Source organism: Enterococcus gilvus ATCC BAA-350 (assembly GCF_000407545.1).
GTDB lineage: Bacteria > Bacillota > Bacilli > Lactobacillales > Enterococcaceae > Enterococcus_A > Enterococcus_A gilvus.
Genome location: NZ_ASWH01000001.1, coordinates 1,724,575 through 1,749,471 on the forward strand (window position 1 = coordinate 1,724,575; position 24,897 = coordinate 1,749,471).

Below are 24,897 nucleotides of genomic sequence, written 5' to 3' on the forward strand. Positions count from 1 at the left end.
CTGATTGTGAAATGTAAATATAAAGCTTTTACTCTCGGCAGTTTTTAATGATAATCGAACATCCGTTGTTTAATCTTATGGCGAATAAATTCAATCCCTTCATCCAATGGTTCTGATTGAACGGAATACTCTGATAAATAACTCGCTGCCCAAGCCTCAGGTTTCATGAAAGAGCGTTGCATCGGATAGACAAAGGCCATTTCCAACTTGACTTGCTCTAAGAGATTGGACAAGAGGACGGGATCTTCATCTTCTAATTTTTCAGTTAGCTTTTCTTCGATCCGATATTGCAGAGTCTCGTCAAACTCTGAGTCTGCTGGAGACAGCTCGATTATTTCATCTAAGATCGTCAAGTAGCGGACTTTTTCAGTCACGCCGACCCGAGCCAAACTCTCAAATAAGTAACTGCGTACTAAAGGTGCGACTTCGGAGTCGATCATAAAAGCCTCAGCAACGACTTTTAAACGCTCCTCTGGAAGTTCTTTCGCTTTTCTGACTAAAACCAACTGCTCCATCGGTATCAATGAAGGCAATTCGCTCAGTTCTCTTTCTAATTCTTTCATGAGAGCCTGCTGTTGACGCTGATAAAAGCTCTCTTGGTCATCGATTCGCATCAACCAAAGATTCTTTTGTTCTTTCGTTAAACGATCTCCTTTTTGCACTCGCCAAAAGAATTCTCTCGCTGAGAAGAAATTCTGAGCATACAATTGAATCTGCAAAAACAAATCAATTGTTTCCGGTGTCTCAAGATAACTGTCTGACTCCTCTTGCGCATATTCTAACGCCTCGGAGAAGTTTCCTTGCTCCAAAGCTAAACTTGCGATTAACCGATTCAGCTTTGGTGAAGGGTTTTCTTGATACGCACGCTTATAGTTGTCTAATGCTTTAGAATAATTACCTGCTGAAAATGCTTCTTCCGCAAGTGATAAATAATAGTGATCGTTGTTTGGAAAATCTATCGGATTCATCCTTACTTAAAATCCTCTCTAGCTGTTAATAAATTTAATGTTACTACACTTGTGTCTGAAAAATAATCACCGATGTGCTGTTTCGTAGGTGTAAAAATCGTGACAAGATAACCTAGCATAAAAAACGAGCCTCGCAGAATAAATCGGCATGCTCCTTCACGGACTAAAACAGTTTTCCACGACAGCTGCTCTTCTATAAAGCAGATCACACGAATGCCAAAAATCATTTTCCCAATGGTTTGCCCATGGTTTAACTTCGTCAGCAAAATGAAATAGGCTAAATAGAGGATCACTGCAGTTAGTCCATAAGCGCTAAGCAATTCATTACTCTTGGTTAAGCCGAATACAGCTATTGGTATGCGTGTGACAATTCCTGTAATGGCTGAAATACAGATCAGATCTACAAGATAGGCAAAAAAACGAATCCAGAAACCTGCATAAAAATAATTTGGATAGTCATGAAACTGAGGACTTTGTCTTTTCTTCTCAAGCAACTGTGTTACTGGACCTACCGCAGGTCTTTGTGGTGTCTCTTCAGTCATCTCTACTCACCTCCATAGAGATACATCGCTTTAGGCGCTTGTGGCGTACCAATACTCTCAACGATATTGGCAACCACTTCTTCTTGGGAAGGTTTAATCCCTTGAAGGTCGGCTAGGCTGCTTCCTAACCATGTATTCATGAAATTCGTGCTGCCATCGGTATACGAAATTACCTTCGCATCTTCCAGCTTTTTATCTTTTCGTAAAGCAGCCAGCGCTTCGTCTGGGTAACCAATCGCATCCACCAATCCATTTTCAACTGCTTGAGCCCCATCGTAAATTCTGCCATCGGCTAATTCTCTCACTTTTTTCTCGTCCATGCCGCGGCCCGTTGCCACTACCTTGACGAAGCGACCATACATGCTGTCTACAAATGCTTGGAGTACTTCTTTGTCTTCTTTTGTTTGAGGTCGTGACGTAGAACCGATATCTTTTAGAGCGCCACTCTTGATCGTAGCATCAGTGATACCCAGTTTTTCCATTAATCCTGAATAATTCATGCTAGATATGATGACCCCGATCGATCCGGTCATTGTATCTTCGGCAGCGAAAATGCGATCCGAATTAGCAGAGATGTAATATCCTCCACTAGCGGCCTGACTCTCCATGGAAGTATAAATTGGAATCTTTCTGTCTTCTTGGATTTCCTTCAGTGCTCGAGTGATCTCTGCGGTCTCATATACGGCCCCGCCTGGAGAATTAACCTCCAATAAGATCCCCTTTACATCGGAATCATTTTTTATTTTAGTTAATTGTTGCATAAAAGAAGCATGATTGTAGCCTCCAGTTGAAAACAATCCGCTGGTACCGTCATTAATGATTGCTCCTTCTACTACTAATTTAGCAATCTTGTCCTTGCTTGATCCAGCCTCTTCTACTTTTTCTTGAGGCTCTCCTGTACCATATAACAATTCATTTACTTGGCTAAGCTCTTCTTTGTTTGCTTCTTTTTTATTGATTGTTGAAGATAGTGCCGAAAAAATTACTAACACTACCGCTATACCCACTGCAATCCAACGTCTTTTATTCATCTTTTTCCTCCTCGATAATAATACTACTTTCTATAGTTTGTACTTTGAAACGTACTTGATAAGATCTACCATTGAACTATCAGTAGAGATTTCTGATGATCAATACCTTTTCGATAGGCCCTTCGCCCTTCATTTTCTCTGCTTTTTCCAGCAATGCATAGCCGCCGAACAGCTCCTTCGTTAAAGGGTCCTCGATTTTAAATGCCTGTGCGTCTTCTATACTTAACGCGTCCGGATTAATTTCTTGAATACTATCCCAGCCAGTATCTAAGAAAATTTTTGTTTCATCAGTGATTTCCTTATTTTTATCGAGTTCTGTTAAAAACTTGCGTAATTCACCGACTGTTAAATTGTTTGGTTGATTCATTCTGCTTTCCTCCTCGATTGTTCCGTGAGAATGGTCCTCACAAGAGACTGCCTTTCTTGGCAAACATATCAAACAAACTAAAAAACGGCGCTTTTGAATGATACTTCTCTATTTTACCTTATTATCAAGAGAGATGAAATGCAGAAGCAAATTTACTGTATGCTCTCACTTTTCACAAATTACATATATACCAATTACATATAAATAAAAAAATATTTGACTATCCTCTTGGTTTATATTATATTAGTCATTGTTTCCGGTATTAAAACAAAAAAATCTTAATTAGACCAATAAGATAGCGCCAGACCTTTTTAAAGGTGACGAGGAAGAAGCTTATCGAATTATTCGGCGGGTGGCTTCAGGGCAGCTGTGCTCTACAGATCATTACAAAAACTTGATAAAAGAACAAAAAAGTGATCAGACAGCTCGGAAACATATAATGATAGGAAAGTAGGAAAGCATTATGTGTGGAATTGTAGGGATTGTAGGAAATGAGCAAGCAACAGATATTTTAGTGAACGGCTTGGAGAAATTGGAATATCGCGGATATGACTCAGCAGGCATTTTTGTTGCAGATCAGAAGGAGGACTTCTTAGTAAAGTCCCAAGGACGAATCAAAGAACTTGCAGAAAAAATCAATGAAGGTGTTCATGGAACGATCGGGATTGGTCATACGCGTTGGGCAACACACGGTGAGCCTAGCGAAGAAAATGCGCATCCCCACACGTCACAGAGCAAACGATTCATATTGGTCCATAATGGCGTGATCGAAAACTATGACGAATTAAAGCAGAAATATTTAGCAGACGATGTTTTTTATGGTGAAACGGATACTGAGATCGTTGTTCATTTAATTGAACACTTTGCAAATCAAGGGGTTTCTACTAAAGAAGCTTTACGTTTAGCTTTGAAAGAAATTCATGGTTCTTACGCGTTTGGATTAATTGATAAAGAAGACCGTGAAACAATCTATGTTGCAAAAAACAAGAGCCCTCTGCTCATCGGTTTGGGTGACGGATTCAATGTTGTCTGCAGTGATGCGATGGCCATGTTAGAACAAACAAATCAGTTTGTTGAAATCAATGATGGCGAAATGGTCATTGTCACAAAAGACCATGTTGAGATTGAAGATGAGAACGGCAACGAAATTCAACGTGCCCCTTACGAAGCAAAAATTGATCTTTCAGATATGGAAAAGGGCACATACCCTTACTATATGTTGAAAGAGATTGATGAACAACCTGCTACGATGCGTCGGATCATCAGTGAATACACAGATGAAACAGGAACCGTCGTTATCGAAGACGAACTACTGCAAAGTTTACTAGCAAGCGATCGAATTTATATCGTTGCATGCGGCACAAGTAATAATGCTGGCTGGGCCAGCAAGCAAATCATTGAAGGTTTAGCCAACATTCCAGTGGAAATCCATTTATCCAGCGAATTTGGGTATAACATGCCTTTGCTCTCAGAAAAACCATTTTTCATTTACCTGACACAAAGTGGCGAAACTGCGGATAGTCGACAAGTGCTAGTTAAGACAAATGACTTAGGCTACCCTTCCCTTACAGTAACGAATGTAGCGGGCTCCACCCTATCTCGTGAAGCAAGTTACACTATGCTTTTACATGCGGGACCAGAAATCGCTGTTGCGTCAACTAAAGCTTACACTGCACAAATCGCTGCTTTGACTGTTTTAGCGAAAGCAGTTGGCGAAGCGAAAGGCATTTCTGCTGCAAAAGAATTTGATTTGACAAAAGAATTGGGAATCGCTGCGAATGCTATGGATGTCATGATCGCAGAAAAAGCAACGATCGAAGAGATTGCCGAGGCGTATTTAGCAACTACTCGCAATGCCTTTTATATTGGACGTGCAGAAGATTATTACGTTTCAATGGAAGTTGCTTTGAAATTGAAAGAAATTTCATATATCCAAGCAGAAGGCTTTGCTGCCGGTGAATTGAAACACGGGACCATCGCCCTTGTAGAGGAAGGAACTCCAGTGATAGGTATCATTACTGAAGCAGTGACCGCACCACATACGCGCGGAAATCTTCGTGAAGTTGAAAGTCGCGGAGCACACACCTTAGTGATTGTGTCAGAAGAATTGAGCAAAGATGGCGATCAAATCATCTTACCTGTTGTACATCAATTCTTACGTCCTCTTGTTTCTGTGATTCCTGGACAACTGATTGCTTACTATGCAACCTTATTGCGCGGGTATGATGTTGACAAGCCTCGTAATTTGGCAAAATCAGTAACAGTAGAATAGCTTTATAAAGGTTGAGAATTCTCTCAACCTTTTTTTATATTTAAAAACACAAAAAAGGCACTCGGTCTAAACACGACTGAAGTGCGCCCCTTAAGTTAGACCAGAAAATCTAACTTAAGGGGTTTTTTAATGGCCAAATATGATTATGAGTTCAAAAGAATCGTTGTAGAAGCGTATCAAAATGGTGAAGGTGGCTATCGAACGTTGGCTCGGCGCTTTGGTATTCCAGCTATGTCGTTAGTTGAAAAATGGGTGAAAACCGCTGAAAGACTTGGCTTTAGCGCTCTAAATCGAAGAAAAGCCAAACAAACTTATTCTTCTCAATTCAAGCAAGATGTCATACACTATTATTTGACTAGTGGTGACTCTTACCTTGATGTTGCGTTGAACTATGGATTGCCATCTGGAGATTTACTCCAGCACTGGCATCAAGCATTTCTCCGCGAAGGCATGGAAGGTCTTTCACCCAAACCGAAAGGAAGACCTTCCATGACGAAGAAAAAGAAGAAAACACCAAAGAAACCGTTGACGCGCGAGCAGGAGCTGGAACGAGAAAATGAACTACTTCGTGCAGAACTAGCATTCATAAAAAAGCTCCGAGCTTTAGGGATGACTATCCCGGATCGACTCAAGAACGAGACGCACGAATCATCCACGAACTCCGAAAAGAGTTCCGATTAGGAATTCTACTTGAAGCGACGAAATTTCCTAAAGCAACGTATATGTATTGGCAACAGCGCTTCAATCGTGAAAATCCAGACGCCGCATTAGAAAAAATTATTACAGAACTTTTCGAAGAAAATAATGGGAATTATGGCTATCGTCGCATTCAAATTGCCTTGAATGAACGCGGACTAAAAGTGAACCAAAAGAAAATCCGTCGATTGATGCGTAAGCTTGGACTGAAAGGCGCGAAGTTCACACGAAAATCTCGTAAGTACTGTTCTTACAAAGGAACTGTTGGACAAGTGGCGAAAAATCGGATTCACCGCCGTTTTTATACATCGGTTCCTCATCAAAAAATCACTACAGATACCTCTGAATTCAAGTATTTCGAACGGGACAATACGGGGGGAGTAGTAATCAAAAAACTGTACCTTAACCCGTTCCTTGATATGTTTAATGGAGAAATTTTGTCCTACCGAATTTCAGAGGCACCAACGTTAAAGGCCATTCTTGATGGTCAAAAAGAAGCTATTGACTACACTGCAGATTGTCCCTATCGTCGGACATTCCACTCTGACCAAGGTTGGGCTTACCAGTTGAAGCAATATAGAAAACCATTATCGAATAAGAGTATCTTTCAAAGCATGTCCCGAAAGGGCAACTGTTTGGACAACTCACTGATAGAAAACTTCTTCGGTTTATTAAAGCAAGAAATGTATCATGGTGTCGAATATACAAGTTTTGAGCACTTAAAACAGGCAATTGAGGACTGGATAGATTACTACAATCATCGTCGAATTAAAACCCGGCTTGGTTGTAGTCCAGTTCAGTACCGAGAGCGAATGACAGCATAAAAATATACCGACCAGTTTTTCCAGTCGGTATATGGTCTAACTATTGGGTCTCACTTCAGACCCGAGTGCTTTAGTTTTAATCTAATCCAATCTCTTCACGTACAACTGCCGCAATTTTTTCTACATAATAATCGACTTTCTCGTCTGTAGGTGCTTCAGCCATTACTCGCAATAAAGGCTCCGTTCCTGAAGGGCGGACTAAGATACGGCCATCGCCGTTCATTTCTGCTTCCGCTTCTTCAATAGCTTGCTTGATTGCAGGAACGTCCATCGCACCATACTTGTCACTCACACGAATATTAACAAGTTTTTGCGGATAAATCGTTACTTCTGAAGCTAATTCAGAAAGTTTCTTCCCTGTTTGCTTCATGATGTTTAACAATTGAACACCTGTCAGCATGCCATCGCCAGTCGTATTGTAATCTAAGAACAACACGTGTCCTGATTGTTCGCCTCCAAGGTTATAATCATTCTTACGCATCTCTTCGACAACGTAACGATCGCCAACTTGTGTGATAACATCTTCTAATCCAATCTCTTCGATTGCTTTATGGAAGCCAAGATTACTCATAACCGTGGTTACGACAGTATCCTTTTTCAATCGTTTGCGCCCTGCTAAATATTTCGCACAAATAAACATGATACGATCACCGTCGATAATATTCCCTAATTCATCGACTGCGATCACTCGGTCGCCATCACCATCGAATGCTAAACCAGCATCGGCGCCCTTTTCAACGACCATTTTCGCTAGTGTTTCTGGATGCGTTGATCCTACACCCGCATTAATGTTCAAGCCGTTTGGAGAGGTCCCCATAGTATAAAAGTCTGTTTCTAAATCAGCAAACAAACGATTCACACTTGTTGAAGTGGCCCCATTTGCTGCATCGACACAAACGATCAATCCAGAAAGATCACCGGAAATCGTTTGAACTAGAAATTGTGAATACTTCAAAAGTCCTTCATGGAATTCATCGAGTGTTCCTAATCCCTCCGCAGATGGACGAGGCAGCGTATCCTCTTCAGCATCAATCAACGCTTCGATTTCAGCCTCTTGTTCATCAACTAGCTTGAAGCCGTCTCCACCGAAGAACTTAATTCCATTATCTTCAGCAGGATTGTGTGAAGCCGAAATCATGACTCCCGCTGACGCTTTTTGTAATCTTGTTAAATAAGCGACACCTGGCGTTGAAATAACGCCTAATTGGAAAACTTCGATCCCTACTGACAACAGCCCTGAAATTAAGGCTGTTTCCAACAATTCTCCTGAAATCCGCGTGTCTCGCCCTACCAACACGCGAGGGCGCTCTTCGCTTTCATGATGCTGGCTCAATACATACCCGCCGCAACGACCCAATTTAAACGCTAGTTCAGGTGTTAATTCCTTATTCGCAATTCCGCGTACGCCATCTGTTCCAAAATATTTACCCATTTAATTATATTTCCCTTCTTCATCTAGTTTGTAGATTGATTGGTCGATTCTTCTTGAACGCTGTCACTTTGAGTACTAGTTGTTTCCGAAGTCGTTGAAGACTTGCTGGAACTAGCCGGATGAGTGCTCGTTTCTGTCGACGAACTAGGATGATTTGCACTGCTTGTTTCTGATTCTTGTGATTTTTTAAAGGCAGGTGTCACCTGCGCACTTACTGTCTTAGGATTTACTTGATACTCACCAGATACTGGTATATCGATAAACTTCTTCACTGTTCCTTGAAGCTGACTTACATCGACTGGAATACCGATACTGTCTATTTGATCAATTACAGACTGAGCGCCAGTAATTGTAGCCTTCGTGCGATTCAAATCAATCTTTACACTTTCTACCGCTGAAGGCAGATCACCTTCTTGAATAGGATAAAGCGAAACCTCTTTACTTGGGGTTTGAATTTCAAAATTGACTGTCACATTCTGCGGATCTGATTGAATAGGCAACGCTTCTCCACTTGCATTCAATGCTTGAACCGGTGCTTGAAAGCTATCTTGACTTGCAGTCAACTTATTGCTGTCTACAGAGGCTACGACACGATCAATTTCTTTCATTGTATCTTCACCAGTAGTAATCTCCACTTTTTGCGGCTGTGTCGTCATTTCTCCTACTTTTAATCCGTTATTGCTGGTATTGCTGCTTAAAATAGGCGATATATCAAATTGTTTTTTTACTTTTTTCTCGACTGTAATCGATATTGTTTCCGGTTCAATGGTTGCAAAAAGTGAGCTTGAAAGATTTCTCGTTTTTAAGCGAACTTCATGTGTCCCAGAGGTTAAATTTTTTAAATCCGCGACCACGCTGAAGTCTCGCGTGTCGGGATCCATTTCCTTGTTCAATTGAATGCGGTTTGCTCCACTCAATTTTACGGACACATTAGAAGAAAAACCGTGAACAAAATACTCGTTTGAATCATAAAGCACTGTAATTGGTACATTTTGAATGGATTCCTCATAGCTTGTTTCAGAAGAGATCAAACGACTGAAATTTTGACTGTTTACATTAAAAAACAAAATCAAGCTGAATACTAAAGAAATCAGCATATAGGGCACATTGCTTTTTTTGAATCGGATTCTCATTTTTGGCCTCCTTTAGTCAAACCCTCTAAAAAGGTTTGTAAAAGGCTCTTTTTACCAGCATTTTTTTCGTCAGGTAATAATTCTCTACGCATCACCGCTAGGTATTCTTCTTGTGATAAATCATGCAAGAAATCATTGTTTAAAGTGATACTGACGCCGCCGGTTTCTTCAGAGACGATAAATGTCAAGGCATCGCTGACCTCGCTGATCCCAACTGCGGCTCTGTGACGAGTCCCAAATTCCTTTGGTATCAACATACTATCAGAAAGCGGTAAATAGGCTGAAGCAACTGCAAGCTTCCCATTTTTTACGATAACGGCACCATCATGCAATGGGGTGTTCGGTATAAAGATATTGATCAATAGCTCTCCGGTAATATCAGCATCTAAAGGAATACCTGTTTCTATGTATTCTTCTAATCCTGTAAATCGTTGAATCGTTACTAGCGCGCCGATTTTTCTTTTTGACATGTATTGAATCGCCTTGTCAAAAGCCAAGATCATTCGTTCGTCATCGCGTTCCTCTTTTTTTGTTGTTTTAAAGAAGGAACTCCGACCTAAATGCTCCAAGCCTCGTCTGACTTCTGGCTGAAAAATAACAATCGCTGCAATCACACCATAAGTGATGATCTGATTCATCAACCATGACAATGTATGCAAGCCTATAAACTCAGCCACGATTCGGATACCGATAAAAATCGCCACACCTTTAATTAATTGGACGGCCTTCGTTCCGCGAACAAGTTCAAACAAACGATAAATCAAAAACCAAACTACAAATATATCTAAAAGGTTGACGATGATATCCCATGTTGAAAGATTCTCAGAAAAAAAGCTAAGCCAATATTCCGGTCTGAATAATTCTATTAGACGACTAGGCATAGATAACCTCTCTTTCTATCCAAAATTCTCTACAATTATACCACAGTGGTAAAGGTCTAGTATAAAATAAAGCAGGAAAAAGAGCCTCAGCAACCTGAGACTCTTTAATTTTACTTATTCCGTTTTTCTGCACGAGCTGCTCTTCGGGCTGCACGCCGAGCTTCCGCCTCTGGGTCAACTTTCCGTTCACGCTTTGGCTTTGCAGCGACTGCTGCTTGCTCAACCTCCACAGTTGATCCTTCTAATTTTGCACGAATTTTTTCCTCTTGCCCTGCCAAACGAGCATAGTTATAAAAACGTGTCTGTGCATCAGTAACGGTCTTATGGTATAGACGTTGCGCGTCATCTGGTTGAATTCTTTCCAAAGCAGAGAATCGCGTTTGTTGTTTCATGAAACCAATCATTTCGTCAAAATTTGGTTTTTTATAATCCAACGTCATAGGATTTTTTCCTTTTTCACGTTGTAAAGGATTGTAACGATACAATGACCAATAACCTGAATTGACTGCTTCTTTTGCTTCTTGCAGTGTTTTACTCATTCCACCACGCAAACCATGATTGATACATGGCGTATAGGCAATGATCAATGATGGTCCAGGGAATTTTTCAGCTTCCTCTAACGCTTTGATGGTTTGCATTTGGTTTGCACCAGAAGCAATTTGAGCCACATACACATTGCCGTAAGTCATCGCCATCATACCTAAGTCTTTTTTCGATTGGTATTTCCCACCAGCAGAAAACTTCGCAATAGCTGAAGCTGGCGTTGCCTTGGATGTTTGTCCGCCTGTGTTGGAATAGACCTCATTATCCATTACTAAGATGTTCACGTCAGCACCACTTGCCAAAATATGGTCGATCCCACCAAAGCCAATATCATACGCCCAGCCATCTCCACCGAACATCCATTGGCTGATTTTGACAAAAAGATCTCGATTTTCGTAGATATCTGCTAGTTTAGTGTCGGATAAGTCCTCCGCTTCAAGCGCTGCTGTTAATTTCGTCGCACGCTGCTGCGTTCCTTCCGATTCAAACATGTGGTCCATCCAGTCTTCCATTAACTCTCGTAAATCAACGGAAACCGTGTCTAGTACCTCATTCATTTTGTCAGCTAATTCTTTCCGCCGTGTCTGATTTGCTAAAAACATTCCGTATCCATACTCAGCATTGTCTTCAAACAAGGAGTTAGACCATGCAGGGCCTTGGCCTTGCTCATTAGTTGTATATGGACTTACAGGAGCAGCAGCCCCCCATATAGAAGAACAACCTGTTGCGTTTGCGATCATCATTCGATCGCCAAACATTTGTGTCATCAATTTAACATAAGGGGTTTCCCCACAGCCTGCACAGGCGCCTGAGAATTCAAGCAGCGGTTGGTTAAATTGAGAGCCTAAAACAGAATTGGTTTTCGCTGGATTAGCTTTTTGTTTTAACGTCATAGAGAACGCCCAGTTGATTGCCTGCTCTTTTTCCTCTTCATAGGGTTTCATCACTAATGCTTTCCCTTTTGCCGGACACGCTTCAACGCAAAGGCCGCAGCCTGTACAATCTTCAACAGATACTTGGATGCGATATTTCAAGCCATCAGCACCGCGCATTTCACGAACAATGTAGCCTTCTGGTGCTTCTTCCATTTCGTCATCATCTGCTAAAAATGGACGAATCGCCGCATGTGGACAAACAAATGAACATTCGTTGCACATTGTACAACGGTCACTGATCCAATGAGGTACCTCTAAGGCAACCCCGCGTTTCTCAAATTTTGTTGTCCCCGTCGGTATAGTCCCATCCGTCATGCCATTGGCTACTAAATCGTTAACAGTTAGATCATTTCCCTGTTGAGAATTAATTGGTTCTACGATTTGTTCCACATATTGAGAAACAGGAGACTTGCGCACAGGATTTGGAACTTCAAGCATTTTCCATGTTTGCGGAACATCCACTTGATGCAGCAATTCAATCGTTTGGTCAATCGCTGCGATATTTTTTTCTACAATCTCCAACGATTTGCGACGGTAACTCTTATCTGCCTCATCCTTCAAAATACCTAATACTTCATCAAAAGGAATAATGCCTGTCAAACTGAAAAATGCCGTCTGCATAACTGTGTTGATGCGAGATCCGAGCCCGACATCCATCGCAAGTTTTGCTGCGTTGATAGTGTAAAACTTAATGTCGTCTTCAGCGATGTAGCGTTTCATTTTCGCCGGAAGCAACGTATCAATCTGTTTATCGTTCCACATCGTATTCATTAAGAAGGTGCCGCCTGGTTTTAACCCTTTTAATAGATCATACGTATGAATATAAGCAGGCGTATGACAGGCAATAAAATCCGCACTTTCCACTAGATAGGTCGACCGGATCGGTGTATCTCCAAAGCGTAAATGTGAAACTGTTAACCCACCAGATTTTTTAGAGTCATAGCTAAAATACCCTTGAGCATATTTATCCGTGTGATCTCCAATAATCTTAATCGCAGACTTGTTTGCACCCACCGTTCCATCCGAGCCAAATCCCCAGAACTTTGCTTGGAACGTGGTTGGACTGGTCAAATCGAGAATGCCTTTTGTCGCCAGCGACATATGGGTGACATCATCAACAATACCGATCGTAAATCTTTTTTTCGCTTCTTTCTTATCTTTTAACAGCTCATCATACACAGCGATTATTTGATCAGGTGTTACATCCTTTGAACCCAGTCCAAAACGACCGCCAATAATCTTAGGACGAACATCCGCTTCATACATCACCCCTTGGACATCCAACAAAAGTGGTTCTCCATCTGCACCCGGCTCTTTGGAGCGGTCTAAAACAGCGATCGACTTCACCGTATCAGGCAATTTTTCTAAAAAGTTTTCCGTTGGGAACGGACGATACAAATGAATGTTCAAAAAACCTACTTTACGGCCGTTTGCATTCAAGTAGTCTACTGTTTGTTCGATCGTTTGAGCGACAGAGCCCATTGCTACGATCACTTCTTCAGCATCTTCTGCACCATAATAGGTAACTAAATCATAGCTGGTTCCACGTAGTTTATTGATCTCAAACATATATTTTTGAACAATTGCAGGTAATTCATCATAGTATTGATTGACCGTTTCCCGTTGTTGAAAATGGACATCTGGATTTTGGTTTGTCCCGCTGATCGTTGGATGATTGGGATTCATACTGCGCTTGCGGAATGCTTTCAATTTTTCTTGATCAATCAAGGGTGCCAATTCTTCGTAATTTAATACTTCAATTTTTTGAATTTCATGACTTGTACGGAACCCGTCAAAGAAGTTCATAAATGGCAGGCTGCCTTCTATTGCAGCCAAGTGAGCTACAGCAGACAGGTCCATTACTTCTTGGACGCTGCTCTCTTGCAACATAGCAAAGCCCGTTTGACGAGCAGCCATTACATCGCCGTGATCCCCAAAGATATTTAGTGCATTTGTAGTTACGGCACGGCTAGCAACATGGAAAACACCCGGTAGTAATTCGCCAGCAATCTTATACATATTCGGAATCATTAACAACAATCCCTGTGAAGCAGTATACGTCGATGTCAATGCGCCTGTTTTTAGCGCACCATGGACGACACCAGCAGCCCCTGCTTCCGATTGCATCTCAGTGATTGACACTGGTTGACCAAATATATTCTTCTTCCCTTGTGAAGCCCATTGATCCACAAGTTCAGCCATTGTCGAGCTAGGAGTGATTGGATAAATTGCGGCTAACTCTGTAAATGCATAGGAAATATAAGCAGCAGCTGTGTTTCCATCCATCGTTTTTTTCTTACGCATAATTCTCCTCCTTTATAAAACAACTTTCTTTTTGAATAAAAAATTCCGATTTCTTTACAATAATTAAGGATCGGCATTCTTATACTCTTTATAACAACGGATTCATTATAAACTAACTACTTTTATTTTCAATAAAGAGTTGGACCTTTTTTACTTATTTGTATGAAAAGAGTTTGTTTTCTCATTAAAATTTTGTACACTAATAAAGGAAAGGACGTGTTGTTTACATGGATATTTCTGTTATAAAAGGAAACTTAGTGAATGATTTTAATGGCATCAAAATAGGTTCAGATTCAGCGCCAAAACGATTAATCGAATTTATTAATCTGCGGTGTCCCTATTGCAAGCAGTGGTTTGAAGAATCCTATGATACGCTGAATACAGCAGTAGCTGAAGAAAAGGTTCAACGAGTAATCAAATTATTAGATAAAGATAAGACTAGTTTGCAACCTGGGAACATCATGCACGAGTATATTAGTGCAGATCCTAAAAAGACTTTAATACAGCTTCAACAAGCATTTGAAATTCAAGCAACATGGGGAAATTTAGGGCTTGAAGCAGTTGCCAAATACGCTGAAGAAACCTTGCATTTTACTCAACAAGCCAATCAAAACTTGCAAATTGAGATTCGCAACGAAGCTGAGCAAGCCAACATCAAATTTGTACCAACCATCGTTTTAGAGGAACACATCTTTGACGAATCGATTGATGAAAAAACATTACTAGCTTATATCGCTGAATAAGAAAAAAACCGTTTGACTAGAATCAAACGGTTTTCTTTCGCAAATTATCAGCGAAATCATTGATTTTACGAATTCGGTGATTGATTCCCGATTTAGAAATTGCTCCTGAGGGAATCATCTCGCCTAACTCTTTTAAACTGATTTCTGGGTTTTGAATTCTTAATTCGGCGATTTCTTGTAACTTTTCGGGTAACGATTGTAGTCCGACTGTCGTTTCAATAAAATGGATATTCTCGATCTGTTTTGATGCCGCATCGATGGTTTTATTCATATTAGCCGTCTCACAGTTGACGAGACGGTTCACAGAATTTCGCATATCCCGCACAATACGTACGTCTTCAAATTTGAGCATTGAATTCGTTGCACCTATCAATGTTAAGAAGTCGGCAATTTTCTCAGCGCCTTTTAGATAGGTGATATATCCATTTCGCCGCTCGAGCGTTCGTGCATTCAGATCAAATTGATTTAGCAAATCACATATATCTTGATTATGTTCTTCGTAAATGGAAGAAATTTCTAAATGGTACCGACTTGTTTCAGGATTATTCACCGAGCCAGATGCTAAAAAGGCGCCTCTTAAATAGGCTCGCGTTTTCTCGTCCGACTGCTTTATCTCATCGGCAATATGCGATTGAAACATTAACCCGTCCATAATATCGAGATCCAACAATATTTTCTGCGTTTCTTGCTTTAGTCTAACGATATAGACATTGTTTTTCTTTAACTTCATTTTCCGACGTACCAGCAACTCACTACGCACATCATAATGTTCTTTCAATAACGTAAATATCCGACGAGCAATCGCCGCATTCTCCGTTTGAACATTTAAAACAAACTGATGATTGCTCAAGCTGAGCGAGCCGTTCATGCGGATCAACGCAGCCAGCTCCGCTTGCGCGAGATTTCTTTGGACTGTCAGACTCGTTAATTCTTTTTTTACATCAGCTGCAAAAGACATGACGAGCCCTCCTTATTTCTTTTCTATTTTAAATCTTTGCTCCGAAAACGATTCGGAACAATTCATCCACTACTTTATCTCCGTCGTGGAACACACCGCCGTCTCTTAATTTCAAAAAGTCAGTGGAAACAACGCGGCAGCCTTCTTCTCTTAAGCCGTTGAAATCATGAGTAACTTGTACTAAATATTCATCATAAATCTCAGGGTCCATGTAATCTTCAGGAACCTTTTCAGTATTGACTAAAACGGTATTGATAAAGTTACTTTGGAGATGCTTATGCAGTACGCGAATATGATCTGCATCACTAAAATGTTCCGTCTCGCCTTTTTGAGTCATAATATTACAGATATAAACAACCTCGGCTTTTGTCGTACGTACAGCCTCACCTAGCTCCTCAATGACAAGATTAGGCAAGATGCTTGTGAATAGTGATCCTGGACCTAAGACCACCATATCGGCTTCATGGATCGCATGGACAACTTTGCGTGCGGCATGAACAGCCTTTTCACCATTTTTTTCAGTCACGTATACTTTTTCGATCGTCTTTCGGTCAAGGGCGATTTTAGATTCCCCAACTGCACTCGTCCCGTCATCAAAATCAGCATGCAAGACCAATGGCGTTTCAGATGAGGGATAAATATGCCCATCAACGTGCATCATCATGGAAAGTAACTGGATTGCTTCATAGGTACTATTTCGCATTTCAGATAAAGCAGCGATCAATAGATTTCCGATTGTATGGTTTGCTAAAAATTTGTCATCTTCATGAAACCGATATTGAAACAGGTCTTCATACAATTTCGGCATATCCGATAAAGCCGCCAATACATTTCTTAAATCTCCTGGAGGAGCCATGTCGATCGAGTCGCGCAATTCACCGCTGCTGCCGCCATCATCCGCAACCGTTACTACAGCTGTAATGTCCGCGCTTTGGTTTCGCAAACTTTTTAAAATAACGGGAAGACCTGTGCCTCCGCCAATCACAACAATTTTCGGCTTACGGATACGGTACGTTTTCATTTTCATGAACGATTCACCGTCTCTTTCCGCTTGTCCTTGTCACGATGCGTAATGTTCACCTTATAATTCGCATCCTTGATGGCTTTACCAACACGTTCTGTCAATGCAACGGAGCGATGCTGACCACCTGTGCACCCAATCGCAATTGTTAATGAACTTTTTCCTTCTTTAATATACCCTGGCAAGATATCCATGACCAATCGGACAAAGTTTGTATAAAAACTCTCTGTTTCAGGAAAGGACATTACATAGTCATAAACGGGCTTATCCAATCCTGTTTGCGGACGCAACTCAGGTATATAATGCGGATTCGGCAAAAAGCGAACATCCATAACTATATCGGCATCAATCGGCAGTCCGTATTTGAATCCAAAAGAAACCACTTCAACGTGAAACCCAACGTCGTCCTGCTGCTTAAACGATTGATTGATTTTTTCTCGTAATTGTCTTGGAGTCAAATCGGTCGTATCGATCATTAAGGTCGCTCGCGTCTTTAAGTCCTCCAAGATAGCTCTTTCTTTGCGGATGCCTTCCGAAACCATTCCATCCATCGCAAGGGGATGCGCACGTCGAGTTTCTTTATAGCGAGAAACAAGCTCCTCATCCGAACAATCCAAGAACAAGATACTTGTATCAATGAATCCAGTATTTTCAATTTCGATCAGCATGTTTTGAATATCTTCGAAAAATGAGCGCGATCTTAAATCGACTACCAAAGCAATTTTTGTAACTTTTCCAGATTCTCGAATCAACTCCCAGAATTTAGGAATCAAACCTGGCGGCATATTATCCACGCAGAAATACCCCATATCCTCAAAACTTTGAATGGCAACTGTTTTTCCTGCGCCACTCATCCCTGTAATGACAACCAAATGTAAGCTTTCAGTCATTTGTGTCACTCCTCTCTCACTAATTAAAATACTTGTATAAAAATTTTTAGTCCCTCGTTTCTTCTTGCAAAAACTGAATACTTCGAAGTTTGATTTAAGCGTTAAAAAAAGGCAATTCTCTTTTGCCTCTTAAAAATTATAACATTCCAGGCGTGTCTTTGCTACTTATTTGTCATTCTTTACCTTTTCATAAGAGAGTTGAACATGATAAAAAAACAGACCTTCTAGATAGAAGATCTGTTTTTTAATGCTAACTCAATTGTTCGGTCTGCTAATATCGATTGTGCATCAATCACGGAATAAGGGACATTTTCTGTCAGCTCTTGAACTAAAGAAAGTTCGGTACACCCTAAGACTGCATTTTGACAACCATATTTTTCAAACACATCTGAAAGAATTTCCAAGTAAAGCTCACTGTTGATATAATCATTTTCTTTCACATCTTGATAAATCAAGTGATTCACTTTTCCTTGAAGTTCTTTATCAGGAACGAGAACTTCAAATCCCTTCGCTTCTAGCTCATTCTGATATACCTTCGCCGTTATAGTTCCTTCGGTGGCTAGAACAGCAATCTTTTCACCAGGTTGATGATGCTTTTCCACCTCTGTTACTGCTTCACGGGGCATGTGCAATAATGGAATTTCTGTTGCTCCCTGTAGCTCATCAAAGAAATAATGGGCGGTATTGCATGTCAGAACTATGAAGTCAGGCTTTAATACATTCTGCTTCTTTATATCGTCTAATAAATATGGCAAAGGATTGTCTTGCTTATGATCCAAAATATACGCTGTTCGATCCGGAACGGTCGCATGATTGAACATCACATAATTTAAATACTCTTGGTCATTGTGGGCTTGAGTCCTTTGATTTAAAATCCGAATAAAACTTTCTGTAGCCATTGTTCCCATGCCGCCAAGAATACTGAAAAAATTTTCCATCTTTATCCTTCTTTCTCTTTAAAGAATAAATCAAACCGTCCTTTATATTTGCTGAACATATACTTCATTAAAATCCATCGCATCAAAGACATATCCTTTTTGTAAAAGACGGTCGTCCCCCATTGATCCTTTTTGATTAGTTCTAAGGCCTTTTCTTTATCTGCATTATTCCTTGCAAATTTTTCAAATACACCTTTTGGTACACCCATCCATAACATAGAAGTAGCCGGATCAGCTTTGCCATAAATCGTCTCATCAAATGGTTTCTCAAATACGCGATCCTCTGTGACATATTGTGCCAAATTAAATCCGTTTAGCGTCACAAAGAAACTGCTGCGTCCTTGACGCAAATTAATTTCAAATAATTTGTATTCACCATCACGCGGGTCATACTTCATATCGAAATTCGCAAAACCAGTGTAATTGATTTTTTCTAAAAACTCTTTAATCGTCTGATAAATTTTTTCATTATATTCAGGCATGATTGCTACATAATTCCCAATTGCTTCCGGTGAAGGGTCTTCTAAAAGAGGGTGCCCTAAACACATCATGCGCACCTGATGATCTTTATCAACATAGGCATTTAACACACGCATATGACTGTCATCACCCGGAATAAAGTCTTGAGCAATCATTTCACTAGTATAACCCGCCTCATAAATACGCTCTATGATAGTATCAAACTCATCTCGAGTGTCTAAAATAAACGCTTTTTTACGGCCTTCGAAGTCCACAGACAGCCATTCCACACTATTCGCAGGCTTCAATGCGACAGGAAAGTCAAACGGCAAATCTTGTTTTAATTTTCCAGCCTCAAGCATATCTCCAGTGATTATAAATGTGTTTGGATAAGGCAACTCGTATTTTTCGCAGATTTCATAAAAGCTCACTTTACTGATTAATCGTTGTAACAAATCAAAATCAATATAAGGGCAGATAAACCACTCAGAAAGTTCTTCTTTATGCTGTGAAACTAACTCTGCATACCCATCACCACAAGCAATTAGTAAATATTTCGTATCTGGGGCGTTATACGTATTTTTCCCTAACTCACGCATTCGTTCAATAAATACAGGATCTTTATCAAATCCTGGTACAACGTGTACATTTACTATTTTACTATATTTTGTCGGCGCCAGTTGCAAGCCGGCATAAGCCTCAGAAACGATTCCATAGGCTTCATGAAAAGAACGTGACATACCATAAACGTTGATGTCGCTTCCTAACAAAATTGGAACAAATTTTTGTTTTTCATTCATATTCTCTTACACCTTCTCATTCTAAATCAACGATAATCATACCATAAAGAAAAATGCAAGCAAAGGAGAATCCTTTGCTTGCATCACGCTTTATCAGTTATTTATTTTTTAAGACGCGCTTTAAGTAATATCCGGTATAACTTTCTTCTACTTCCGCGATTTCTTCTGGAGTTCCTGTAGCTAAAACAGTCCCTCCGCCATCGCCGCCCTCTGGCCCAAGATCGATCACATAATCCGCGGACTTGATCACATCCAAGTTATGTTCAATAACAAGAACGGTATTTCCAGCATCTACAAATCGTTCCAAGACTTTCAGCAGACGTGCAATATCATCTGTGTGCAATCCAGTTGTGGGTTCATCTAAAATATAGAAATTTTTCCCGTTAGAATTCTTATGCAACTCACTAGCTAGTTTCATCCGTTGCGCTTCCCCGCCAGATAATGTGGTTGCCGGTTGTCCCATTGTTACATAACCTAATCCTACATCGACGATTGTTTTCAATTTACGATGGATTTTAGGAATATGTTTAAAGAATTCGACTGCATCTTCTACCGTCATTTCTAAGATATCGGCAATGTTCTTTCCTTTATAATGTACTTCTAACGTTTCAGAATTATAGCGTTTCCCATGACAAACTTCACATGGCACGTATACGTCTGGTAAAAAGTGCATTTCAATTTTGATGATCCCATCGCCACGACAAGCTTCACAGCGTCCGCCTTTGACATTAAAGCTGAAACGTCCTTTTTTGTAGCCGCGGATTTTCGCTTCATTTGTTTGTGCAAACAAATCGCGAATATCATCAAATACACTTGTATAGGTCGCTGGATTACTCCGTGGCGTTCGTCCAATCGGGCTTTGATCAATATCTACCAACTTCTCAATCGTTTTATAGCCAGTGATTTTCTTGTATTTCCCTGGTTTATTAGAGTTGCGATTCAATTTTTGAGCAAGTGCCTTTTTGAGAATTTGGTTGACTAACGTTGATTTTCCTGAACCGGAAACCCCTGTCACTGCAACAAATTTTCCTAGTGGGAACTCTACATCGATGTTCTTCAAATTATTCTCTGTTGCTCCAGTGACCTTGATTTTTTTGCCGTTGCCCTTACGTCGTTCTTTTGGAACAGCGATTTCCCGTTTTCCAGATAAATACTGTCCCGTCAAAGAATTTGGATTGTTCTCAACTTCTTGAGGAGTACCAGCAGCGACAATTTCACCACCTTGATCGCCAGCGCCCGGACCGACATCAATTAAGTAATCAGCTGCACGCATCGTATCTTCGTCATGCTCGACTACGATCAACGTGTTTCCTAGATCACGCATCTTCTTCAGCGAATCAATCAATCGATCATTGTCTCGTTGATGCAGGCCGATGGAAGGTTCATCTAAAATGTAAAGAACGCCAGATAAATTTGAACCAATTTGAGTAGCTAAACGGATACGTTGTGCTTCACCACCAGATAAAGTCCCAGAAGCTCGGCTTAATGTCAGGTAATCTAGACCCACATTTCGCAGGAAGCTCAGACGATCTCCGATTTCTTTTAAAATTGGTTTAGCGATTACTTTTTCTTGTTCGCTTAAAGCAACTGTTTCAAAAAAGTCCAGTGCGCCATTGATCGAGTCTTCGCTCACTTGACCGATATTCTCGCCATTGATTTGCACAGACAAAGCTTGAGGGTTCAAACGATACCCGTGACAGGTCTGGCAAGTCAATTCTGTCATATATAAACGCATTTGATCACGAGTGAAATCACTATTTGTCTCCGCGTAACGACGATTGATGTTATTGATAATACCTTCAAAAGGAACTTCAACATCCCGTACACCGCCGAAATCATTTTCATAATGAAAATGAAAGTTCTCGCCATTTGAACCATTCAAAATAATCTCTTGGTGCTCTTTAGGCAAATCTTCAAAGGCAGTATCCATATCAATCCCGAAGCTTAGGCACGCTTGCTCTAGCATTTGAGGATAGTACTGTGAGCTGATTGGGTTCCACGGAAGCAACGCCCCTTCTCGCAAGGTCTTGCTTGGATCTGGAATAACAAGATCCATATCCACTTCTAGTTTCACACCTAGTCCGTCACAATCAGGACAAGCCCCAAATGGCGCGTTAAATGAGAACAGTCGAGGTTCAAGTTCGCCAACCGTAAAGCCACAATAAGGACAAGCATAATGTTCACTGAAGAGCATTTCCTTTTCACCAATAACATCAACCACAGCGTAGCCTTCTGCTAACCGCAAAGCGGCTTCAAAGGAATCAAACAAGCGTGAGCGAATGCCTTCCTTGACAACGATTCGGTCGATAATGATTTCAATGTCATGCTTTTTATTTTTCGTTAATTCGGGTGCATCGGAAACATCATACAACTCACCATCGACACGCATCCGAACGTACCCTTCCCGTTGAATCATTTCAAATACTTTTTTATGCTGCCCTTTTTTCTTAGCGACAACAGGTGCTAAAATTTGAATTTTCGTACGTTCCGGCAATTCTAAAACCTTGTCTACCATTTGTTCAACGGATTGTGAAGTAATCTCAATGTGATCATTTGGACAAATAGGATGACCCACACGTGCATAAAGCAGACGTAGATAATCATTGATCTCAGTTACTGTACCAACAGTTGACCGCGGATTTTTACTTGTGGTTTTTTGGTCAATAGAGATTGCGGGACTTAGACCGTCAATGCTGTCAACATCAGGCTTATCCATTTGACCCAAAAATTGACGTGCATAAGCAGATAAGCTTTCTACATAGCGACGCTGACCTTCTGCGTATAAAGTATCAAAGGCCAGTGAGCTTTTTCCAGAACCAGACAAACCAGTAACAACCACCATTTTGTCACGAGGAATCGTCACATCAACATTTTTTAAATTGTGAGCACGCGCTCCATGAATTACTATCTTATCATTCGCCATTTATTTCTCCTATTTCAATTTACTGCATCCACTTCTTCTGAACAAAAAGAGGATGTTCTTATTTATTAATACTATTATTCCACTTTTTACGACCGCTTGAATACCGGTGCAAAAAGTGGAATTAGAATACTCTTACGAATCAATTTTGTCTATTCTGCTGCTTTGAGTTCTAAAATCGTATCACGTAAAGTCGCAGCCGTTTCAAAATCAAGTGTTTTGGCGGCTTCACGCATTTCATCTTCCATCTTCGCAATCAGTTCTTTACGTTCCGATTTTGATAGTTCCTCAAAGGATGTCGCATCGTATTTTTCCGTTTCCTCAGCGACTTTACTAATTGAGATCAAATCACGAATCTCTTTGATAATCGTCTTCGGCTCAATGTCGTGTTCCTCGTTATATTGCTGCTGAATTCCACGACGACGGGATGTCTCATCCATCGCCCGCTGCATTGAATCCGTGATCTTATCGGCATACATAATTACTCTGCCTTCTGAATTACGGGCAGCACGTCCGATCGTTTGTACTAATGACCGCTCACTACGTAAGAAGCCTTCTTTGTCGGCATCTAATATCGCAACCAATGAAACTTCAGGAACATCAAGCCCTTCACGTAAAAGATTGATACCGACAAGCACATCGAATTTCCCTAAGCGAAGGTCCCGTATGATTTCAGTCCGTTCCAAAGTCTTTATATCGCTGTGAAGGTATTTGACTTTAATCCCCAACTCTTTGAAGTAGTCTGTCAAATCTTCAGACATTTTCTTTGTCAAAGTCGTAACAAAGACTCGTTCATTACGCTCCGAACGTTCGTTGATTTCTCCAACTAAGTCATCAATTTGACCCATGATCGGTCTTACTTCAATGACTGGGTCTAATAAACCTGTTGGACGAATGATTTGTTCTACTACTGTATCCGTCTGCTCGTGTTCATAAGGCCCTGGAGTGGCTGAAACATAAACGATCTGGTTCACCCGTTCTTCAAATTCCTCTAAGCGCAATGGACGGTTGTCCAAGGCTGAAGGCAATCGAAACCCATAATCTATAAGCATCTGCTTACGCGCACGGTCTCCGTTGTACATTCCACGGACCTGAGGCATCGTAACATGGGATTCATCGACTACTAATAGGAAGTCTTCTGGAAAGAAGTCGATCAAGGTATAAGGCGGCTCGCCTTCTTTACGCCCATCCATATGACGTGAGTAGTTTTCGATCCCTGAGGTATACCCCATTTCCCGCAACATCTCAATGTCATAATTAGTGCGTTGTTCCAAGCGTTGTGCTTCCAACAGTTTATTCTCGTTGCGAAGAACCTCTAAACGTTCAGCTAGCTCTTTTTGAATATTGCTGATTGCCACTTCCATGTGACCTTCATTGGTTAAAAAGTGGGTCGCGGGGAAAATGGCGACATGTTCTGTTTCGCCTGTGATTTCCCCCGTCAAAGCGTCAACTTCTCGAATTCGCTCAATTTCGTCTCCAAAAAATTCGACACGTAAAGCGCGCTCGTCACGTGATGCTGGGAAGATCTCCACGACATCCCCACGAACACGAAAGCGACCACGTTGAAAATCAATATCATTTCTCTCGAATTGAATATCAATCAAATTGCGCAGCAATTGATTTCGGTCCATCTCCATCCCCACGCGTAATGAAACTACTTGCTCTAAGTATTCCTTCGGTGAACCTAAACCAAAGATACATGAGACGGAAGCGACGACGATGACATCATTTCTTTCAAGTAATGAACTTGTTGCCGAATGTCGCAGCTTATCGATCTCATCATTAATACTTGAATCCTTTTCTATATACGTATCACTAGAAGGCACGTAAGCCTCGGGTTGATAATAATCATAGTAACTCACGAAATACTCCACCGCGTTGTTAGGAAAGAATTCTTTAAATTCCCCGTATAATTGTCCAGCCAATGTTTTATTGTGGGCAATTATCAAAGTGGGCTTATTTACATCCTTTATAACATTCGATATCGTATACGTTTTCCCTGTACCGGTAGCACCTAAAAGGATTTGTGCCTTTTTACCGCCAACGACTCCTTCAGCTAATTGTGAAATGGCCTCAGGCTGATCGCCAGCAGGCTGATATTTTGAATGAAGGTCGAACGTATTGTCCATCATTCTTTCAATCATACAAAATCCCCCTTTTTTGATTTAAATAAGCAATTATTTTCCATCAAAAATTATAGCATACCGAACATATTTTCGCCATTTATTGTTCTTACCATA

The 24,897-nt window shown here is 40.7% G+C and carries 19 protein-coding genes; 4 read left to right on the forward strand and 15 right to left on the reverse strand.

Going from position 1 to position 24,897, the window contains the following annotated elements; all coding sequences use genetic code 11:
• Positions 1-44: 44 nt before the first annotated feature.
• The 4 genes from I592_RS08455 to I592_RS08470 all read right to left on the reverse strand — a co-directional run bounded on the left by I592_RS08455 (position 45) and on the right by I592_RS08470 (position 2,908).
• Entirely contained in the window at positions 45-968 is a 924-nt protein-coding gene (locus I592_RS08455; protein ID WP_010780618.1) for a tetratricopeptide repeat protein, read from the reverse strand.
• Between the two features lie 2 nt (positions 969-970).
• Positions 971-1,510 (reverse strand): RDD family protein, encoded by a 540-nt coding sequence (locus I592_RS08460; RefSeq protein WP_010780617.1) that lies wholly within the window; start codon positions 1,508-1,510, stop codon positions 971-973.
• A gap of 2 nt (positions 1,511-1,512) precedes the next feature.
• Positions 1,513-2,541: a signal peptide peptidase SppA gene (gene sppA / locus I592_RS08465; RefSeq protein ID WP_010780616.1), complete on the reverse strand. Its 1,029-nt coding sequence runs from the start codon at positions 2,539-2,541 to the stop codon at positions 1,513-1,515.
• A 79-nt stretch (positions 2,542-2,620) separates the two neighbouring features.
• On the reverse strand, positions 2,621-2,908 hold the full coding sequence (locus tag I592_RS08470; RefSeq protein ID WP_010780615.1) for a hypothetical protein: 288 nt from the start codon (positions 2,906-2,908) through the stop codon (positions 2,621-2,623).
• A 463-nt stretch (positions 2,909-3,371) separates the two neighbouring features.
• Here I592_RS08470 and glmS point away from each other — a divergent pair, with 463 nt between their 5' ends.
• The 3 genes from glmS (at position 3,372) to I592_RS20955 (ending at position 6,700) form a co-directional block, all read left to right on the forward strand.
• The gene (gene glmS / locus I592_RS08475; protein ID WP_010780614.1) at positions 3,372-5,180 is read left to right on the forward strand and encodes a glutamine--fructose-6-phosphate transaminase (isomerizing); all 1,809 of its coding nucleotides are present in this window, start codon (positions 3,372-3,374) and stop codon (positions 5,178-5,180) included.
• Between the two features lie 129 nt (positions 5,181-5,309).
• Positions 5,310-5,861 (forward strand): helix-turn-helix domain-containing protein, encoded by a 552-nt coding sequence (locus I592_RS21965; protein WP_010780613.1) that lies wholly within the window; start codon positions 5,310-5,312, stop codon positions 5,859-5,861.
• On the forward strand, positions 5,762-6,700 hold the full coding sequence (locus I592_RS20955; RefSeq protein WP_244265186.1) for an IS3 family transposase: 939 nt from the start codon (positions 5,762-5,764) through the stop codon (positions 6,698-6,700). The genes I592_RS21965 and I592_RS20955 overlap by 100 nt, the downstream gene beginning before the upstream one ends.
• A gap of 76 nt (positions 6,701-6,776) precedes the next feature.
• Here the strand turns inward: I592_RS20955 and glmM are convergent, their stop codons facing one another.
• The 4 genes from glmM to nifJ all read right to left on the reverse strand — a co-directional run bounded on the left by glmM (position 6,777) and on the right by nifJ (position 13,928).
• On the reverse strand, positions 6,777-8,132 hold the full coding sequence (gene glmM / locus I592_RS08490) for a phosphoglucosamine mutase (protein WP_010780611.1): 1,356 nt from the start codon (positions 8,130-8,132) through the stop codon (positions 6,777-6,779).
• A gap of 23 nt (positions 8,133-8,155) precedes the next feature.
• The gene (locus I592_RS08495; RefSeq protein WP_010780610.1) at positions 8,156-9,265 is read right to left on the reverse strand and encodes a CdaR family protein; all 1,110 of its coding nucleotides are present in this window, start codon (positions 9,263-9,265) and stop codon (positions 8,156-8,158) included.
• On the reverse strand, positions 9,262-10,146 hold the full coding sequence (cdaA, locus tag I592_RS08500; protein ID WP_010780609.1) for a diadenylate cyclase CdaA: 885 nt from the start codon (positions 10,144-10,146) through the stop codon (positions 9,262-9,264). The genes I592_RS08495 and cdaA overlap by 4 nt, the downstream gene beginning before the upstream one ends.
• Before the next feature lie 110 nt (positions 10,147-10,256).
• Positions 10,257-13,928: a pyruvate:ferredoxin (flavodoxin) oxidoreductase gene (gene nifJ, locus I592_RS08505; RefSeq protein WP_010780608.1), complete on the reverse strand. Its 3,672-nt coding sequence runs from the start codon at positions 13,926-13,928 to the stop codon at positions 10,257-10,259.
• 227 nt (positions 13,929-14,155) lie between these two features.
• On the opposite strand from nifJ, the gene I592_RS08510 reads away from it, so the two are divergent.
• On the forward strand, positions 14,156-14,671 hold the full coding sequence (locus tag I592_RS08510) for a thioredoxin domain-containing protein (RefSeq protein ID WP_010780607.1): 516 nt from the start codon (positions 14,156-14,158) through the stop codon (positions 14,669-14,671).
• A 22-nt stretch (positions 14,672-14,693) separates the two neighbouring features.
• Here I592_RS08510 and whiA read toward each other — a convergent pair whose 3' ends face one another.
• From whiA to uvrB, 7 genes are all read right to left on the reverse strand, one after another.
• A complete protein-coding gene (whiA, locus tag I592_RS08515; RefSeq protein ID WP_010780606.1) occupies positions 14,694-15,629 on the reverse strand; it encodes a DNA-binding protein WhiA in 936 nt (311 codons plus the stop codon).
• A 28-nt stretch (positions 15,630-15,657) separates the two neighbouring features.
• Positions 15,658-16,656: a gluconeogenesis factor YvcK family protein gene (locus I592_RS08520; protein WP_010780605.1), complete on the reverse strand. Its 999-nt coding sequence runs from the start codon at positions 16,654-16,656 to the stop codon at positions 15,658-15,660.
• The gene (gene rapZ / locus I592_RS08525) at positions 16,653-17,540 is read right to left on the reverse strand and encodes an RNase adapter RapZ (protein ID WP_010780604.1); all 888 of its coding nucleotides are present in this window, start codon (positions 17,538-17,540) and stop codon (positions 16,653-16,655) included. The genes I592_RS08520 and rapZ overlap by 4 nt, the downstream gene beginning before the upstream one ends.
• Positions 17,541-17,764: 224 nt before the next feature.
• On the reverse strand, positions 17,765-18,478 hold the full coding sequence (locus tag I592_RS08530; RefSeq protein WP_010780603.1) for an amino acid racemase: 714 nt from the start codon (positions 18,476-18,478) through the stop codon (positions 17,765-17,767).
• 2 nt (positions 18,479-18,480) lie between these two features.
• Positions 18,481-19,737, reverse strand: coding sequence for a carboxylate--amine ligase (locus tag I592_RS08535; protein ID WP_010780602.1), 1,257 nt, complete (start codon positions 19,735-19,737; stop codon positions 18,481-18,483).
• Positions 19,738-19,834: 97 nt separating this feature from the next.
• Positions 19,835-22,660 (reverse strand): excinuclease ABC subunit UvrA, encoded by a 2,826-nt coding sequence (gene uvrA / locus I592_RS08540; RefSeq protein WP_010780601.1) that lies wholly within the window; start codon positions 22,658-22,660, stop codon positions 19,835-19,837.
• Positions 22,661-22,809: 149 nt separating this feature from the next.
• Positions 22,810-24,801 carry an excinuclease ABC subunit UvrB gene (gene uvrB, locus I592_RS08545; protein WP_010780600.1) on the reverse strand — a complete coding sequence of 664 codons (1,992 nt, stop codon included), beginning with the start codon at positions 24,799-24,801 and terminating at the stop codon, positions 22,810-22,812.
• Positions 24,802-24,897: the final 96 nt, after the last annotated feature.